Origin of the sequence: Ruegeria arenilitoris (genome assembly GCF_013035315.1) — a bacterium.
Taxonomy (GTDB): Bacteria; Pseudomonadota; Alphaproteobacteria; order Rhodobacterales; family Rhodobacteraceae; genus Ruegeria; species Ruegeria arenilitoris_D.
In genome coordinates, this window is record NZ_WQHP01000002.1 from 489816 (window position 1) to 509296 (window position 19481).

A 19481-nucleotide genomic window follows, 5' to 3' on the forward strand; every position below is an offset into this window, starting at 1 on the left:
AACTTCACAATTTGTACAAAACACTCAAATCAATAGTTGTACTTGTACGAATAGCTCCCAAGATCACGCGCAGCGACGTCCTGGCGGCGCACCATTGTCATAACAGTTCCGAACACCGGGTGCCCGTTCTCTTCGAGCCGCGCGATCGAGTTACGAACGACCTTGGCCGGTGTCTTGCCACTCCGCACGGCGACTAGAGTTGTGTCCGCATGTTTCGTGAGCAAAATTGCATCTGATAGATACAGGACAGGTGGCGCGTTTACGATCACCACGTCGTAGCGGGCGCTAATTCGGTTCAATAGTCCGTTAAACAAGTTAGAAGACAGCAAATCCGCAGCGCGCGCGCTTTGAGCTCTGGGTGAAATGACGTCGACACCAGCCAGATCAGATCTGATGGGCAAGTCTTTAATCTTTTCGTTCCCATTAAGATACTCCACCAAACACGGCCCGTCCGACGGCAAGTCCAACGCTTCTCGAACATCCGGATGGCGCAGATCCGCATCCAGCAGCAGAACAGACGTCTTTGAAGTGCTTACGACCCGCGCCAAAGCGCAACAGAGTGATGATTTCCCTTCAGCCGGAACAGAAGACGTGATCATTATTACTTTGGGCTGGCGGGATTTCCGCAGGCCGAACAGGCTGGTGCGAATGGTGCGCACATTTTCCATGAAGTGTGATCTTTCCGCGCCAGACAATTCTTGTCGCAGCCATCTGTACTTGCTTCCAAAGTGGCGGACGTATGGCAACAGAGCTAGATTACGACGCTGGGTCAGTGCTTCTAGTTCATCAGCTGTATTCACCGGTGAGCGCGCCAGGTTGCGTAAGAAAACAAATGCAGTAGCCGCAGAAAGGCCGAAAACAAAAGCAGCGATCATGTGCAAAGTTTTCCGCGGGCCGGATGGGATAGAAGGCACCTCGGCCTGTCCAATTATACGCGCTTCAGGAAGTTGAAAATCTGCCTGTGCACTGGTCTCCTTGAATCGCGAAAGAAAATTCTCGTACACCAGCCGGTTGGCGTTTGCGGCCCGTTCTAGTTGCCCTAAACGTACCGACGCCTTCGCCAACGAATCTGCCCGCTCAGATACTACAGCAATTTGGCTTCGCAGTGCGTTCTCTCGATTGGTGGTCACGATAACGTCGCCACGCATTTCTTCGATCCGGCGCCGCAGTTCGGAGTCAATCGATTGGTCTATGTTCGCGATCTGCGCATTTATGCGAACCATTTCCGGATGCCTACGTCCGAGGGTGCTGGCCAATTGAGCCTGATTTGTCGTCAATTCCGTTCGTTGTTGAGTTAATGTTTCCAGTAACGGTGAAGTCACAACATCGGAAACCGCGCGCAAACCACCGAGGTTTTGTAGCGCCTCAACCTGGGAGAGCCGCACTTCCGCATCTGCGCGCTCAGTTGAGCTACCCACCAACTTAGTATTCAATTCGGCCAATAGTTGGCTGATGTTTTCTTCATTGCCGTCCGCAATTTCGATCATTTCGGCTTTGAAATCGACCACAGCTGCATCTGCAGCTTCAAGTTGTTCGCTAAGTTCTGCCAACCGGTCTGATAACCACGAATTGGCTCGTAGTGTTGCTTCCATTTTCGAGCTCAATTGGCTGTTAATGTATTGGTTCGCTATCGCGTTTGTAACATCGGCAGCAAGCACCGGATCAGTGTTCTTAAAGCTCACACCTATGACGTAAGACACACCAATCTGCGTCACAGACAGGTTCCCACGCACGTCAGAAATTACCCACGAACGCAAGGTTTCTATTGGCAGTCTTTCGGCAACTACATGTGGCGGATCGCCTCCACGTAAGAGACGTTTTGCCTTGTCAAAAAGTCCTTCGCTCCGCGGCAAACGGGGGTCGTATTGTGGATGTTCCAATAGACCCAATTCGTCGACCACCTGACCGATCAAGACATTCGACCGGATAGTGACGACCTCACCCGCAATAACTGAACTGTTCAAGTTAAGGTCAGAAACCACCTCCTCCACGGGCGATACACTTTCCTCGCGTGTATCGAGAATAATCTGCGCATAAGCGGTGTAAGTCGGTGAGACGAAGAGCAAGTATACGTACATCGCGATAGCGCACACTATCGCCGAGGCGGCAATTAGCCGTGCATTGACCCGCAATATCGAGAACAGATACATCACGTCGATGGATTGATATGCAAGGAAACCAGCATCCGGTTTGACGAGACCTCCTGCTTCGCTAGTAATGGAAGAATGCGGGTTTCTACGCACGTTCATTGCGCTTCACCCAAAGTTTCTGGCGGCTTCACAACAATAACCAACAGATCGCCAGGTGACAGTTCTTCATCGGGCCGCAGGAGTAGCTTACGAACCCCGTTGCCTTCGCGCCGACGTACTTGAAATTCAAGCAGTAGTTCACTTTCCAGACCGGAAGCTGCATTCATCCACTGATCCAGCAATGCCAAACGATCTTCGACCGAATTACGATTTGAAATCAATTTATTAATCTCATTCCGAATCCGCTGGGATTCAGTCAGGCGTTGCTGTTCCAGATGCGAATCGAATTGGGACAAACGCCCCATGAGGGTCGTAAGTTGCACAATTGCCTCAGATTGTCGCTCACGGTGATCCAAAAGGCTGCTTTCTGCCTGCGAAGCCTGAAGCTCGAAATTTCGTACATCGAATTTTGGGATCAGGCCTCTGGTCGCCAGGTCGATCATTCTCTCTAGCTCTGTTTGAGAAACAGTAACAATTTTACGCTGTACAACCTCACGCTGCCGCAGAATGGCGATCTGATTTTCAGCTTCCGAAACAGCCTGCGTCAGAAGACCCCGCTGCGTCACCGCGTTCTGCGTTTCCAAGGCGATAACCTGATCTTCGTTTGCCTTGTGTTCGTCGAACAATTCGCGGTTCACGCCTTGGCGCAAGTCAGATGGTAGATTAGACCAATTTAGGTTTCCCTCACCTTTTAGCAGCGCTTGTGACCGAGCGTATTGGGCGGCCAATAAACCAAGATCGTACTCAAGACTGTTTAGCGCGCCCTTCAAATTACGACGCTCCAGAACTCGGGCTTCTTCATTATTTGCCGAGATCGCCGGCCCCCCAGCCAGCCCTACGGCCTGCTCAGCTGTCATAAATGGCTGGTAATCAAAATTTCCTGGGTTCTGAACATCCCCCAAAACCGAAATCGGTCGGAAACTTGCAATCGAAAGTTCTATTGAAGGGTCCACAAAAATCTCACGCTGCACATAAGTGCGATGAATTAAGTCCCGCGCATCGCCCACCGCAATTGAAGACACCTGTAGACCACCGATATAAGGCAATTGCACCTCGCCGTCGCGGCCGACGGTAAATCGCTGAGGCGGTTCATTGTCATCGAGTATATCAAGCTCGAGTTCGTCACCGACACTGATCAAATACCCGTCAGGGGTTGTAGCCCAGCCAATACTGCTGACCATCGCTGCGCAAACAAAAGTGGAAACAGCGCATATGCTAAACACGAGAATTCGCGCAGAAGCTAAATCAGAACCCTTAAGCCAACTCATCGAATCGCTTACAACTAAATAACAACTGTCACATGATACCGATAAATCATGGCCTGTCAGGATCGTTTCGCCCCATAATTCACGTAGTGTCGGATTAAACCTCACACTGTTGAGCTGCACTGGTGTTTTTTTAACAGTTTTGTTTGACTCAAGCGTCCGCTGCAGTGACACTTGAAGTGTGTAATTAGTACCCGCATTTTGCCCTGTTCGCCGCATGCCGGAAGTTTATTGGCTCGTTTTAGCTTGCGACATTTTTCCGCGCCCAGGGCAATTGGGGATAGCGGAGTGTTTTTTGAATGAAGGCATTAAAGCATCAACAGGTTGTCGGAACCTTTCCCACTTCTGTTACGCAAAAACGGTGCTGGTTCATGGACCAGATTCACCCTGGCAATAAGGGATTGAATCTGGCAATCCGATGGGAATTGCGAGGACCGGTAACAAGCGACATGGTTCAAACCGCATTCCAGAAGATTGTCGACCGCCATGAGATTTTTCGAACCCGTTTTATAGAACAAAACGGAGAACCTCTGCAGGAAGTTTTCGGACACGTAGATTTCAAACTCGATCTTGTGGATATCCGCAACGTTCCCGAAGAGGACCGCGCCGAACGCATCAACTCAATTGCCGTTGCACATTCCGAAGAACCATTCGATCTATCTAAGCCCTGTCTCTTTCGCGTTGCGATGGTGCCAATAGAGACAGAACGCGCCGCTCTATTGATTTCGGTACACAACAGCGTGTTCGACGGATTTTCCATCGGCGTCCTAGGCCATGAGCTTGGGATGCATCTCGAAGCGCTCTTGACCGGAACAGACCCTAAATTTCCGGAGCTCTCGCTACAATATGGTGACTATTCTATGTGGCTTGCTGATTACGAGCAAAGCGGCGGCATGGACGATGAGGAGGCTTACTGGAAACGAACGCTGGAAGGTATGGAGTATTTCGAGCTGCCACTTGACCGACCGCGCGCACCTTCAGAGCCTGAGCCGAGGTCAATCACTAGAGAGCTTCCGGGGGATTTTGAAACCTCCCTTTCTGAAATCGCGAGAGAGCTTGATACTTCGGTTTTTACCTTAGGTGTTTCAGCATTCAGTATCGCGCTGGAGCGATTTTCCGGCCGTAGCGACGTAAGCTTTGCCATTCAGGTTGCAGGCCGAACGGAAATAGATCTAGAGCCGCTGATTGGTATTTTCACCAACCCAATTGTAATGCGTTTTGATATTGATGCGAACAAAACACTGATCGATCAAAGTCGCGCCGCGCGTGATGTTGTGAACAGTGCCTTGGCACACCAGACGCTGCCGTTCGACAAGCTAGTTAAAGTTCTGAACCCACCGCGCGACCCGTTACGAATTCCGCTTGTTTCTGTCATGTTCAACCTTCAGCGCGTATTCTTAAACGAAAGGAAATATGGTGACATAGAGCTGGTCTCGGTTCAGTCACACTCACCGGGTACGCTCTATGATCTCAATGTCAATGTTATTGGCCGAAATTCTGGTTGGCGCTTGGCGATAGACTACAACGCCAACTTGTTTAATGAAGCGACGATCAAGACGTTCTCAGATGTTTTGCTAGAGGCGTTTCAGGCCTTGATGCGGCGCGACGATGTACCGATCTCAGCAATCGCGCCAAATCGTTCCCTTGAGGCAAATGCGGCGCCGCTTGAACCAAAAAAGCCTAGGTTTACTGTTAAGCAAACACCTCCTCCTAACAGCGTCAAACCTAAACTGGCTGCCTTGTGGTCTGACATTCTTGCGTTGCCTGTTGACCAAGTCGATGGAGATTTTTTTGAACTGGGCGGTTATTCTGTTCTTGCCTTACAAATGTTGTCGCGCGTCGGAGAGAATTTCCAGGCCCGGCCAAGCCTACACGCGTTTCTAAGTGAACCCACCCTGGACGGTTTGACCGGTCTACTGGGGCAAGCTGAACCAGTCTTGGAAACGCATGCGACACCACAAGCGGTATCCACACCCAATTCAATTTGGGCCATGGCCGAGCTAAAATCTTCGCCGGAAACCGCGCCGGTCTTACTGACGGTCAATCAGCCCTTCCTATATCAATCACTCGGCAAAGAAATCGAAGCCACTTGCGCCGTAGCTAATATTGGCGTCGCTGATCGGGCACAGCTCCAAGCTTTGTCACAAGCCGGGTTCGATCCAGCGATTGATGCGGCAGCAGCACTGGTCCAAGGCCGATATGCTGGGCGCGACATTCTTTTGTGCGGACTTTGCGTCGACGGCCGCGTCGCATTGCGGCTCGCGGAACGGCTAAACGCTCTCGGCGAACGGGTGCGTTGCGTTGGTATGATTGATACTTGGGCTCCCGGCGCAATTGGCAGATTCACGCGGTTTCAACGTGCCCGTGATAAATGGACCATTCGACTGCGCCGACTACGGTATTACCTCGCACTAAGGTGGCGCGGACAGATCAGCACGACGGAACTTCTCGGGCAAAACGATTTTCTGCAGCGAGTCTTAGAAGTGATTAAGCTGGTAAAGCCCACAGCACCCGCCGCCGCATTGGTCGACGACACCGTAGATGTTTTGGTGAAGCAAACACGTACTTACAAATTCGATACATATGACGGCGAAGTTGTTCTGTTTGTCACTCGATCGCAAGCCATGGTTCCCGAGGACGGCATTTTGGGATGGTCGGAACTCCTTCCAGCGGACACAGCTGTCTATCAGGTGAATGGCTGGCACGGCGACTCGCTCATGAGATCGGGGTTTGGCCGCATATCCGAAGTCTTTGATGCAAAGGCCCGCCGACTGGAGAGCGACCGTGCCAGATGAAAAGCTGAAGGTCGTGCTGATTGCACCGCCAAGTCCGGCAGGATTGCAGGATTGGCAAGCACTTTTGATTGACCGAATAAGAAACGATCCTCGGTATGAAATCACAGGTCAGATTGTTGGCGCAAAGGATAGGCGAGACCCCTCTGGAACGCTCTTGTCGCGCTGCCTTAAACGCGCGGAGCAAGCTTTGGCTGCGCGTCGTATTCTGCCTTACGACACTCAACATGCTGAGCGTTTCATCAAAGCGCTACCGATCACTCAAGATCAAGCGGATCTGGCCCTAGCGCTGGGTCCTTCATCGCTAACAAAATACCAATTGGCCCAGATCCGGTACGGAGAATGGTCAATTACTTTCGGCGGCATGAGCGATCCGTTCAACGCATTCATGACTTCGGGCGCCAGAAGCATCCCTCGGGTCCAAGTCGAAATCCATACACGATCGTACGAAAACCCGGCGCGAATGGTTCTTCGACAAACCAGCTATAATCGCAAACCGGGAACAGTATTGACAGGGGCATTTGTCGCCGAAAAATCTGTTCTGCTGTTGTTACATACATTGGCTGGGTTGGCAGAGTACCGCTGCATGCCTGATCCCAAGCATTTGCCTACCGCTTCGAAAGAAAAACCTGGTTTTGAACCCGCCCTCACTTATGCTTTCAATCTTGCAAATGAAGTGTCAAAAAAACTGAGATCTGAACGTCTGGCCAGGTCCGGAAAGAACATAGAGTTTTGGCAACTGGGCAGTTCTTCAGGTCCGGTCTCAGGCTTTCATCCGCGTGAAGCAAAAGCACTGTCGCGATCATCGTGCGTAATGGCCGATCCTTTCCTGTTCGAGCACGAAGGACGGCGGTGGGTATTTTTCGAAGCTATGAACGCCAATGATGTTAACGGTCGAATAGATGTGGCGTGCCTTGATGGAGACCGCCTCGAAGACCCCGTTACCGCATTGAAATGTTCTTATCACCTATCATTTCCATTCGTATTTCGTGCAGAAGGTTCGATATTTATGATGCCTGAAACACAGGCATCTAAACGCCTTGAGATCTGGCGTTGCACCACGTTTCCCGATGAATGGGAGTTACATGCCACAGCATTCGAAGGACAGTATTTAGCGGATTCCAGTATGTATCTCGGGGATGATGGGCGTTGGTGGCTGATAACCAATTTGTCAGATCATTACGCCTTTCAGGATCACTCCAGCGAACTCTACCTGTTCGAAATCGACGGCCCTAATCTGAAATCGATCAAACCTCATCCCAAGAACCCGGTCGTTTTCGGTTCGGACTCCGCCAGAAACGCCGGAGCGATTATTCGGCAAGGGGATCGGCTGTTCCGGCCATCGCAAAACAACAGCCATGGGGTTTACGGTTTTGGCTTAAACCTCATGGAAATCTTGAAGCTTGACGAGACAGAGTACGAGGAACGGTTTGTCCGGCAGTTCACGCCCAAAGATCGACCCGGTGTGAAAGCTATGCATCATCTGACCGTCGCTGGTGACCAGATCGTAATGGACTGGAGCGGAGCGGAATGAAATGGAAAATTGCGATCTCAACGTTGCTTTTAGCAAACACAGCCATGGCCGGGGATATGACTTTCAAGCTCGGCGTTCAAACACACATGGAACAAGGATGGAGTGTAGCCGCTGTCGAACTCGCGCAAGAACTCGGTGCAACGCATCTGCGCGATGAAATCGGGTGGGCCACGGCGGAAAGACAGCCCGGCGTTTACAACTTTGAAGTCGCCGACAAGTACATGTTGCCCATGCTTCAAAAAGGCATGGTCCCTTTGATTGTTATCACCGATACAAATCCACTATACGACGACGGTGACACCCCGCACAGCAAAGAGGGTCGCGAAGGTTTCGCTGCCTGGGTCAGCGCCATCTTCGGCCACTACGGGGTCGAGAATGTTCAGATCGAAATCGGGAACGAATTCAACTCAAGCGACTTTATCAGCGGGCCGTTTACCCAAGACCCGCCAGCTTATCTGGCGGCACTGGTCCGGGCGGTGCGCAAGCGTCTGGACCAAGATCATCCGGACGCGAAAATCATCTGTAGCGGACTGAACACAATCGCCATCGGGTTTTATCAAGAGTTCTTCCGAAAGGGCGGGTTGCAAGCCTGCGATGCCATTTCCGTTCATCCTTACCGCGACAACCCAAATACTCTGTTAACAGAACTGAACCGGTTGACCACCTTAATGCAGGAATACGGCGGGGAACGCCCGATCTTCGTAACCGAATTCGGCAATTGGTTCGATGATCAACACGACGCGCCCGACTACATGATCAAGATGGTCACACAAATGGCCGCGGCCGGAATAAGCGAGGCATACTGGTACGCATTGCTCGATGAGCCTTGGTGGCCGAACATGGGTTTGCGCACAATAAACGCGGAAAACCGAAAACCCGCGGCGGACTCGTTCGAATTTTTGCAAAATAGTCTCTTGCCATTGGGTCGTCCTGTTGCAAGCGAGACTATTGAACCAGCGCGCATTTATGAATTCGGACAAAACGGTGAAGCATTCGTTGTATGGGGCAGTGGAGGCGAGTTTGAAGTTAGTGGGGAGGCAAAATTTTTCGACTCGCGCGGTCGCCCTATTGATCCAGTAAGCCGAATGTCGGACGCTCCGGTTTTGATACTTGGACAGGATCTGGACGTGCGACTAAAGACGCTAAATATGCACGCGGACACGCAATACCAGTTCAATAGACCGCCTTGGAGTTACTATGCCCGGCGCCCCAGTATCGGGCTGGTGCCGTTGGAAATCATCGATTGGAACTGGCCAAGTTTTCGCGGTGCGCCAGATTTATCACCGCTGCGGATAACAGACGATGGCGTAACCACTGCTCGGTTCAATGATAGGCCCTACTCGGCTATTGAACGGTTCACTGCTCAAATGGACGGCTCGTTCGAAATAAATGGGTGGTGGCAGGCATACTCACAATCCGAAAAAGCCCGCCTATCTATCCAACACAATGGGACGCTCATTCACGACGCTGAGGTTACGGAAGACGGGTACACCCTGCCGGAGATTAGTCTGGTATTACAAACGGGTGACACATTGGATTTCGAAATCGTCCCAACGGGTCCTGAGGGCGACGCATCAGTAAAACGTCGGATCAAGATCTCAGGACCGCCCGTTTCACTTTCGAGTGACCCCGATAACCGCTTATAATCCCCGGCGCGCGCCGCGGCGATAGGATTTTAGCGAAGGTTTGCGCGGCGCATTGTCATCTCCAACCCGACTGTCTGCAAACGCTGCAAGGCGCGCAATTGAGGGGTACTCCAAAAGATGTCTCGCCTCGACGTTCAGATCGGCGTCGATCAGGCGCGCGGCAATCCGGAACACAGTCAGAGAGTCAGCGCCCAAGGCGAACAGGGTTTGCGATGTTGAAATCTGCTCGATGCCCAGCGTTTCTTCCCAGATTTTCGCCATTTTCTTTTCCGTCGGCGTGCTCGGTTCAGTGTACAACACTGTGACTGTTGCAACCACGTCCGGATCGGGCAAAGCCTTGCGATCCAACTTTTTGTTGCCGGTTTTGGGAAGATCACTCAGGAAAACCCAAGCAGTTGGAACCATGTAATTTGGCAGACGATGCCCCAAAGCCATTGTCAGATCTTCCGGCTTCGGGTCATATCCCGGCTCTGAAACGACATAGCCGACCAACTGCTTGTCGCCGCGTGGCGATGGACGCAATGCAGCGGCGGCAAACTGAACGCCGCTCACGGTCCGCATAGCAGCTTCAATCTCGCCAAGCTCAATGCGGAAACCACGCAACTTGACCTGGCCGTCATTGCGGCCCAGAACTTGTATTGTTCCGTCCACCAAACGACGCGCTACATCGCCGGTTTTATACAACATTCGCGACTGCCCGTTCAGAGACACCTCACGAAACGCGGCGTTGGTGAGGTCTTCGCGTCGGAAATACCCCTTGGCCAGCCCGGTACCACCAATGTTCAGTTCGCCCTCGGCACCGATAGGCAACGGCTGATCGTCAGGACCAAGGACATGCAATTCAGTATTGGCTATCGGATGACCAATCGTAATCAGTTCTCCCGAATTGATCTTTGAGACCGCCGACCAGATCGTTGTCTCAGTCGGACCATACATATTCCAGAGGTCTGCACCATTCTCCATCAACCGCTCTGCGAGGTCGGCTGGCAGGGGTTCTCCTCCTGCCAACATGGTCAAGCCTTCATCCGGTTGAAGTCCTGCTTCAAGAAGCATGCTCCACAATGTCGGCGTGGCCTGAATATGGGTGACATCTCCGCGCTTTAGGCGTTCAACCAGCCGGAAACCGTCCAGTACGTCTTCTTGTTCGGCTATAACCAAACGACCGCCCTGCAGCAACGGCAGGAACAGTTCCAGAACGGAGATATCAAACATCGTTGTCGTCACAGACAGCATAACGGATTGCGCGTCAAACCCGGGCTCGTCCGCCATAGACGTCAGCAAGTTGATTACAGAGCGATGGCCTATCTCGACCCCTTTCGGTGTACCGGTCGAACCAGAGGTGAACATCACATATGCGGTTGGATCATTTTTGCCCGCGACGAACGAGGGACTGCCACCCGCTCTTACTTGGCTCATTTGAAGCTCGCGCAGATCCAGACCTTCCGCACAATCGGGCAGATCAGTCTGGTCGTGCAGGATTGCCGAAACATCTGCCGTCTCTAGTATCATTCGTAGCCGCGACGCGGGTTGAGCAGGATCAATCGGAACATATGCGTTGCCGCTTTTCAAAACGCCAAGCAAAGCTGCAAGACACTGTGATGACCGAGACATCGCAACGGCGATCCGCCCGCCGGAACTGCGCACAAGGGCCTGAATATCTGCAGCTACCGCATCACTCAGCCGGTCAAGCTCCATATAACTGAGCTGCTCTTTGCTGTCCTCAACTGCGATGACTTCGGGGTGAGTTTTAGCAGTTTCTGAGATCAGCCTATGAAGCGTTGACGCCTGCGGCAATTCCTCGCTTGTTTGATTTACGGTCTCCAACATCCACTCAAGTTCATAGGCTGGCTGAATGGTAATCTCGGACAGGGGACGCGTAGTATCCGCTGCCAATTCGGTAAGCGCTGTTTCGAAGTATTTTATCCAACGCATCACTGTGTCTTCGTCATAGACATCGGTGTTGTAATCGACATCCACTCGCAGACCATCGCGACGTTCGATCACGTTAAAGAAAAGATCGAAATTCACAGCAGTTTTTGGGTTGGGTGCGGTCGTCATGCTCAGCGAGCCCATGTCAACGGCTTCGCCCAGTCGTTCAAGATTGAACTGTACTTCCGTCAGCGGCAGGCGGTTTAGCGTACGCTCGATATTCAGATCGCGAACGAGCGTTCCATAGGTGTAATCCTGGTGGTCAAATGCATTCATTACCCTGTCGCGAACCTGAACCAGGAAGTCAGCAGCCGTAGCGTTCGGATCTTGAATGGTGCGGATCGGAAGGAAATTGACGCAATGGCCAACCATATCACTGTCATCCAACAAGGCCTGCCCACCGGTTGGAACGCCTAAGACAAGATCATGCGACCCTGTCAGCCGTCCAAAAACGATCTGAAGGGATGCAAACAGGGTTGCGAACAGCGTGCAGCCCTGAGCGGCACCTGCCTTCCGCGCCGCGGCCGCCACATCGCCCGAAATGTGCGCTGTACAGGTTGCTCCGGAGAATGTCTTGATTGCTGGCCGAGATCTATCGGTTGGTATCTCCGGCAATTCGGTAGGCTCTGCATATTGCTCTTGCCAATAAGCGCGCGTCTCAGCTCGTACATCTTTGCCAGATTGTTGGATGGCATAGGAAGCAAAAGATGGGGCGGGCGGTAACTCCGCACACGTTCCGGCGACCTCTGCTTTGTAAAACGCCACCAGATCTGAACCCAGAACGTTGTATGACCAACCGTCGCAAACGATGTGGTGTGCATTAATGACCAGAACATGTTCTTCCGCGGACATCCTAGCAAGAAAGGCTCTTAATGGAGGTCCAGAAATCAAGTCGATTTCGGTCGCTGAATCTTCGTGCAAAATATCAGCTAAAGCGGCTTCTGGATTTTCTCTTTCGCTCAGATCATGCAAAGTCAGAGGCAGCTCGAAGGGGTCTATGATGTCGAACGTCTCACCGTTTCTTGCAAAGACCTGACGCAACCCGTCATGGCGTTCGACCACGAGATTAAGCGCCCGTTGCAGTGCTTCCTTGTCGAGTTGACCCGTCAGGTAGAACGAGGCGCTTTCATTGAAGCTGCAAGACGCCTTCTCTCCCAGCTGACTGGTCATCCAGACCTCACGCTGTGCTTCGGTCAAAGGGATACCCTCGGTCGGTGGTGTGGCCACAGGTACTGCCGCGGCAGGCTCGGCTTGACCATCGCCGGTGAGAATCCCAACGTTTCTAAGCGCATCAACGGATTGTTCGAATGCGGTGACAACTGCATCAAAATCTTGCTCAGTGTGCGCAGTGGTAAAGAAGCAAGCATATCCGACCTGAACATGGATGCCGGCCATCTTCATAAGCGGATAAAACAGAGCTGCGTTAGGATCAAAATCCATGAGCTTCGGAACAAACCAACTTGAATAGCTCTCGACCAATCGCGGCAATCCGCGCGCTTCAAGAATAACATTCATCCTTTCGACTGCGTCGGCTGTACGCGCCGCTGTGCGTTGCCAAAGATCGGATCCATTGGTTTCCATATGATCCAGTGTGGCATCCACTGCGGCGACAACCAACGGGTGGCGAACAAATGTCCCAGCAAAGAAGGTCGGCGACGCTTCGGGGACCGAGTCATCACCGAACTGCCACATGCCGCCATCAAGGGCATCCATAAACCGGGCCGAACCCGCCAGCATGCCAATGGGCATGCCGCCTCCGATCACTTTGCCATAGGTCGCCATATCAGCTTGGATGTCCCACTCGCCCTGCATGCCGCGGGCACCAACGCGGAATCCTGTGACGATCTCATCCATGACAAGCGCTGCGCCGTTTTCGTGCGTGATGTGACGCAGTTCGCGCACAAAATCCTTGGGTCGCAGGGTTGGATTCCGGCTTTGTACCGGCTCAACAACAACGGCAGCAACTGCGCCGATGTTCTCGCGAATCCAGTCGAGGCTTTCCGGCGCCCCATAGGGCAACACAACCATGTTGGAGAGGCTCGAACGCGGAATCCCAGGCGCAATTGGCAGAGCTGCAGGATCACCACCGCGGGATTTGCCCTTGACCAGAACTTCATCGAACTGGCCATGATAGTCATTGCCAAAAACGACGATCTGGTCACGACCTGTCACTGTCCGAGCAATGCGCATTGCCGCCATCACAGCCTCGGACCCGGTGTTACAGAAAGTAGCCCGCTCATGTCCGACGAACTTGGCAAAGCGTTCCAGAACAGGACCGGCAAGATCGCATTGCGGACCAATTGCGAACCCGAGTTCCATTTGTCGCGTTATGGCATCAATAATGAAATCCGGCGAATGACCAAAGGCGATAGGCCCGAAACCACTGACCAAATCTATCAGTTCATTGCCGTCGATATCCCATAAGCGCGCACCTTTCGAACGTTCGCAAACGATCGGGAAAACCAGCTCTTTCCATTCGGAACGAAACCCGGCAGCAGTGCGCGGGTCGGCCATAACGGACCGGTAGGTCTGAACATATTCTTTAGACTTGGCGTATCGCTGACTGTATTTGCCCGCCAGGTCTTGCGCAAAGGCCAGTTGCTGAGGTGTAAGATCGCCTCCAGCCGCATTGGTTGCGCGTCCAATCGAGAAAGCGGTTTTTTTCGCGGCGGTTTTGGCTGGGGCGGGAACCAAAGGTTTATCCTCTGCCGCGACCTTGGGTGTGCTGACCGGAGCGGTCGGTTCCTCCGCCTGAGCCCCTGACAAGGCCTGAAGCTGTTGCGCGAACAATGACTGCATTGCCGCGACCTGCGCTTGCATAACAGCCGCAACCGAACCATCGCCCATAGGAACGGAGGGCGCCGCTGGCGGCGGCGAAGCCGCAGGAACCACCTGTGCAACAGCGCCTTGAGGGACCGCCTGCGAAGTTTCTTGCTCCACCGAGAGAGCAGCCGTTTCAGCAGGCAGGCATTCATCAAGGTAATTAACCAACGCCTGGGCGGACGGATAATCAGACAGCAATTGCCGGAATGTCAGATCAACCCCGTAATCGGTATTCATTTGTTGAGTGACCTGACCAAGGAACAAGGAGTCAAACCCAAGTTCCAAAAATGTTGCCGATGCATCTTCAGCACCCAGATCCTCACCGGAAACTTCGCTTAGAATGGCCATAATCTCGCCGATCAGGCGGGGTTTGCGATCAATGGGCTCTTGAGAAATAGATGTCGGCATCGAAGAAATCTCACTCACACTTGAAACAGGATTCACTGGTACGGCGGTCGGATCGGTTGACGCGCCAGTTGGTATTCCGAGGCATGGCGCCGGAGCGTCCACCCAATGCAATTTGCGTTGGAAGGGGTAGGTTGGCAGCGGCACCCGTCGGTTTCCTCGCGAACCAAGCTTTTCCCAATCTACACTGACACCACATCCCCACAGACGGCCCATTGCAGTGGCCATTGCGACTTCATCAGTTTCCGGGCGGGTGTGATCCGGCAAGGATTGTATAATTGCAACCGAGGCATCCCTTGGCAAAGTCTGGGCGCTAAACGCAGATAACGTGTTCCCTGCGCCAACCTCGAGCAGTGCAACCGCATCTTCGCCCACTAGTGTCGACACCGCATCTGCAAAATTGACCGCCGCACGCGCCTGCGTCGCCCAGTAGGACGGGTCAGTGCATTCATCTTCTGAAATCCAATCACCCGTTACACAACTTACATATGGGATTCTTGTCTGCTGCAGCACTCTTTCCGAGACCGCTTCCATCAGGCCATCACATACCGGATCCATCATGCGCGAATGGAACGCATGCGACGTGTGAAGACGTGAACAAGGGATATCGGCTTTTTTCAGTCGCTCTTCCATAGCCGCGATGGCATCAAAATCTCCGGCCAGAACATTCAGACGTGGCGCATTGCGGGCGGCGACATCAACGGTGTCATCAAGATGATCTTCAAGAGCTTCAAGCGGCGCTCTGACCGACAGCATTGCGCCGCCGGGCTGATCCTGCATCAGTTGGCCTCTTTTTGCGATGATCGACAGGCCGGTTTCGAAATCCATAACCCCGCCGAGGGCGGCCGCCGTGAACTCACCCACCGAATGCCCGATCATCGCCGCCGGGGTCACTCCGCGAGCCATCCAAAGGCGCGCACAGGCATATTGGGTCAGGAAAAGCGCAGGCTGCGTCAACCGGGTTTCCCGCAAAGCGCGGGCCAGTTCCTGATCGCTGGGATCGCCAAAGCAAAGCATGGTCTTGACGTCCAACCCAAGCACGGGGCGCAGAATTTCCGCGCCCTGATCAATCCAGCGGGCAAACTCTGGTTCTGAACGATAAAGGCCGCTGCCCATACTGGGATACTGGGACCCCTGCCCCGGGAACATGAACGCCACCGACGGATCACCCTGCATCGCGGGTTTTCGAACTGCCGGTGCCGCGCGCAAGGTTTTGGCGACTTCGGCCTTGTCCGTTCCGGCCACGGCCTGGCGAAACTCGAACTCAGCCCGACCGTCCTGCAATGTATAGGCTATATCTGCCAGTGCATACGCATTGGGCTGCTCCAACGCATCGACCAAATGATTCTGCATCTCGGCCAACGCTTCGGGCGTCTTGGCGGACAGAACAATGACCTGAGCCGATTTGGACGGGGTGGCATGCGGAACATCCGGCGCCTCTTCCATCACCAGATGCACATTGGTCCCACCAACCCCGAACGAGCTGACACCGGCCCGCAACGGACCGTCGGACACCCAGTTTGAAGCGGCTTTCGGAACCCTGAACCCCGAACCATCCAGGTCAATTCGTGGATTCAAGCTGTTAAAGTTTGCTACGGGCGGGATAGATCTGTGGGTCAGCATCAGCGCGGTTTTGATCACGCCAACAACCCCGGCCGCCGCGTCCAGGTGGCCGATATTGCCCTTGACCGATCCAAGCGCACAGCCGCCCTCGGGCGAGGCATCCGCGAAGGCCTGCCGCAATCCCTTGATCTCGATCGGATCACCCAGCGGCGTCGCCGTTCCGTGGCACTCCACATAAGAAACGGTATCCGCGGAAATCCCCGCATCCTGATGCGCGCGGCGGATGGCATCCGCCTGACCCAAAACCGTGGGCGCTGTGTACGAAATCTTTTCCGATCCGTCGTTGTTGATGCCGCACCCACGGATCACCGCATGGATATGATCGCCATCCGCGACGGCATCCTTCAGCCGCCGCAAGACGACAACGCCTGCGCCATGCCCAAAGATCGTTCCACTGGCCTGCGCGTCAAACGGGCGGCACGTGCCGTCATCCGAGGCAAGCCCGCCTTCTTGCGTGATGTAACCACGGTTCTGCGGGAAGGTGATCGACACCCCTCCTGCAAGGGCCATGTCGCATTGACCAGACCGCAGCGCCGTCATCGCCTGCGATATCGCGGTCAACGAACTGGAACAAGCCGTCAGAACCGTCATTGCAGGACCTTTGAGGTCCAGCTTGTAGGATACACGGGTGGCCAGACAATCGCTCAGATTGCCGGTCATTTCGGAGAATTTCCCGGTCTGGTAATTAGAGGTAAACGCGTCCGAGGATTTGCGGTCCCCCAGAACATTGTGGATCAGGTATGTGTTCATCGAACACCCGGCATAGACCCCGACAGTGCCGCCCATGCGCCATGGATCATGCCCGCTGTCTTCCAGCGCGTGATAACAAATCTCCATGAAGACGCGTGCCTGGGGATCGGTCACGGCGGCCTCGCGTGCGTGCATGCCAAAGAACTTGGCATCGAACATGCCCCCATCCGGCAGGCCGGGGCGCACCGGGACATAGCTGTCCTTGGATCGCTCCGCCTCAGAAAACCCGTCTTCAAGCTCGTCTGCCTTGAAGGGCCGGATCAGGTTGTCGCCGTTCTGGATGTGCTGCCAGAACGTTTCCAAAGAATCCGCACCCGGCAGCTTGGCGGCCATACCTACAACCGCGATTGCATCCTCGGGTAGATTAGGCTGGGTTGCAGTTTCATCAACTGCCGCCGGTCTGAGCTCTTCCGAAGGGGTTTCCACCGGAGCGTCGACTGCCAACTCGGCAATGGCCTGCGACAATGATCCCAGTCGCGGTGTTTCGAACACAAGACTGATGTCAAAGATCAGTCCCAGCCGCTTCATCACCTCGGCATGCGCGCTGATAAGTTGCAACGATGTACCACCCGCTTCGAAGAAGGTTGCGGTTTTGTCCAACGGTCCACAACCCAGATGCTCATCATAGACTTTGGCCAGAACTCCAAAAACCTCGTCGGCACTGCGTTTCTTACGCTTTGAGCGGAAGGCCACGACAGTGTCGGGCGTGCTGTCGCTTTCAGGGTCCTCAACGCTGCGCACCAGCGCCTTGCGGTCAATCTTGCTGTTCACGGTCAGGGGAAAATCGGCCAACACGCGGTTCATCCGGGGCAGGCATCCCTCCGGCAGTACCTTGCCCAGTTCGGCCATGACATCACTGATAAAGGCCCGGTGATCCGCCGGCATTTCACCAGAGGGTTTTAAGAACGCAGCGATCCGTTTTTCCCCCGTTTTGGCGACAACCAGCGCAACCGCCGCGTCGACCAGCATCGGAATTTCGCGCAGATGATGTTCGATTTCATCCAGCTCGATCCGGCGGCCACCGATCTTGACCTGCCGGTCGACCCGCCCAAGAAATTCGTAAACGCCGTCCTCGCGACAGCGAGCCAGATCGCCCGTCAGGTAAACCTGACCGCTGCGACCTTGTCGTGGGTCCGGGATAAAGGATTCAGCCGTGCGATCAGGTTTATTGAGATACTCCGAGGCGACCCCCGGCCCTGCCGCAACCAGTTGCCCTACCGTTCCAATCGGAAGCTCATTGTAGTCTTCATCGACAACAAAGCACTCGCAATGCCCCGTTGGCAGGCCGATTGGAATTGACCCTCCTTTCAGATCGTCCGCCGTAACAAGATGCATCGTTGTGAAAACCGAGTTCTCGGTGGGCCCATAGCCGTTGACGACCTGAACATAGGGATAGGCTTCCATTAACTGACGCACATGAGATGGCGACAGAACATCGCCACCAGCACCGAACTCCCGCAAACCCTTGAGCGCCCCAAGATGGTGTTCGATCATCAGATGCGACAAACCGGTATAGAAATAGGCCACATTTACATTGTACCGCGTTATCGTTTCGGCCAAGGCGTCCAGCGCAGGCTTCGGCTCGGTCACAACTGCTACGGACCCGCCGTTAAGCAGTGGCACCCAGATTTCCCAAGTGGAAACATCGCAGGCGATGGTCGAGTTTGCCAATGAGATGTCGCCCGGCCTCATCTGCCCTGTCGGCTGGTCGTACCCCAGTCGCGATATGGCCCTATGGGGCAGAACAACGCCTTTGGGCTGCCCGGTCGACCCCGATGTGTACATGATATAGCAGGCATCTTCGCCGGTTCGTCTGGGAAATTCCTGCGGAATCGCGATATCGGTTTCCAGCACCTCAGAGATCTTCAGCTGTGGGATGGTATCGTCAGCAAGGTTGGTCGCAAGCACCTCATACGGATCGTCCCACAGGATGACCGTCGGCTTTGAGTCGCCGACAACATACCCCAACTGTTTGGAGTCGTAGGCCGGGTCCAGAGGTACATAGGTGCACCCCGCTTGCATGATACCGCACATAGTCAGGATCGCTTCGGGTGTCCGGTCAGTGATCATGACCACATTGTCGCCGGGCACGACGCCCCGATTGATCAGGTGCGCGGCAATCCTGTCTGCGGCGCGCACCATCTCAGCATAGGTGTATTGCCGACCATCGCCCATAAGGGCGATCGCCTCAGGCACAATCTGACAAACGCGCAGAAAGCTTTGATACAGGTCCAGCTGAGGATCGAAATTTAATGAACCAAGTGCACGGACGGCAGAACCACTTAACATAACAACCCCTCACACCGTCCAAAGGGGCGATTGCAGCACATGGCGCTAAATTCAATGCAGCCAGACCAAGTGCCCTACGAAATTTGCTGCACACCCCCCCAGGCGAAATACGTCGGCAAAACAATTAAAGACTGCCCTGATCGTATGCGAAGCCAAGGTACCTGTCGACTCTTGGC

6 protein-coding genes are annotated in these 19481 nt (G+C 53.9%); 3 read left to right on the top strand and 3 right to left on the bottom strand.

Annotated elements, in window-relative coordinates:
- Positions 1-29: 29 nt before the first annotated feature.
- Entirely contained in the window at positions 30-2249 is a 2220-nt protein-coding gene (locus tag GOV53_RS06955; RefSeq protein WP_170464908.1) for a GumC family protein, read from the bottom strand.
- Entirely contained in the window at positions 2246-3517 is a 1272-nt protein-coding gene (locus GOV53_RS06960; RefSeq protein ID WP_170464909.1) for a polysaccharide biosynthesis/export family protein, read from the bottom strand. Before GOV53_RS06960 ends, GOV53_RS06955 begins: the two co-directional genes overlap by 4 nt.
- Positions 3518-3813: 296 nt before the next feature.
- Here GOV53_RS06960 and GOV53_RS06965 point away from each other — a divergent pair, with 296 nt between their 5' ends.
- From GOV53_RS06965 to GOV53_RS06975, 3 genes are read left to right on the top strand one after another with little or no spacing between them, the layout of a single operon-like run.
- A complete protein-coding gene (locus GOV53_RS06965) occupies positions 3814-6309 on the top strand; it encodes a condensation domain-containing protein (RefSeq protein ID WP_302477683.1) in 2496 nt (831 codons plus the stop codon).
- On the top strand, positions 6299-7840 hold the full coding sequence (locus tag GOV53_RS06970) for a glucosamine inositolphosphorylceramide transferase family protein (RefSeq protein ID WP_170464911.1): 1542 nt from the start codon (positions 6299-6301) through the stop codon (positions 7838-7840). The genes GOV53_RS06965 and GOV53_RS06970 overlap by 11 nt, the downstream gene beginning before the upstream one ends.
- Positions 7837-9486 carry a glycosyl hydrolase gene (locus tag GOV53_RS06975; protein ID WP_170464912.1) on the top strand — a complete coding sequence of 550 codons (1650 nt, stop codon included), beginning with the start codon at positions 7837-7839 and terminating at the stop codon, positions 9484-9486. Before GOV53_RS06970 ends, GOV53_RS06975 begins: the two co-directional genes overlap by 4 nt.
- On the opposite strand, the gene GOV53_RS06980 is transcribed toward GOV53_RS06975, so the two are convergent.
- Positions 9481-19305: a non-ribosomal peptide synthetase/type I polyketide synthase gene (locus GOV53_RS06980; protein ID WP_170464913.1), complete on the bottom strand. Its 9825-nt coding sequence runs from the start codon at positions 19303-19305 to the stop codon at positions 9481-9483. The genes GOV53_RS06975 and GOV53_RS06980 overlap by 6 nt on opposite strands.
- Positions 19306-19481: the final 176 nt, after the last annotated feature.

Bases quoted from the DNA above. Each gene is read 5' to 3' on its own strand.
- GOV53_RS06980 (WP_170464913.1), bottom strand. From the start codon at position 19,305: ATGTTAAGTGGTTCTGCCGTCCGTGCACTTGGTTCATTAAATTTCGAT.
- GOV53_RS06960 (WP_170464909.1), bottom strand. From the start codon at position 3,517: ATGAGTTGGCTTAAGGGTTCTGATTTAGCTTCTGCGCGAATTCTCGTG.
- GOV53_RS06955 (WP_170464908.1), bottom strand. From the start codon at position 2,249: ATGAACGTGCGTAGAAACCCGCATTCTTCCATTACTAGCGAAGCAGGA.
- GOV53_RS06965 (WP_302477683.1), top strand. From the start codon at position 3,814: ATGAAGGCATTAAAGCATCAACAGGTTGTCGGAACCTTTCCCACTTCT.
- GOV53_RS06975 (WP_170464912.1), top strand. From the start codon at position 7,837: ATGAAATGGAAAATTGCGATCTCAACGTTGCTTTTAGCAAACACAGCC.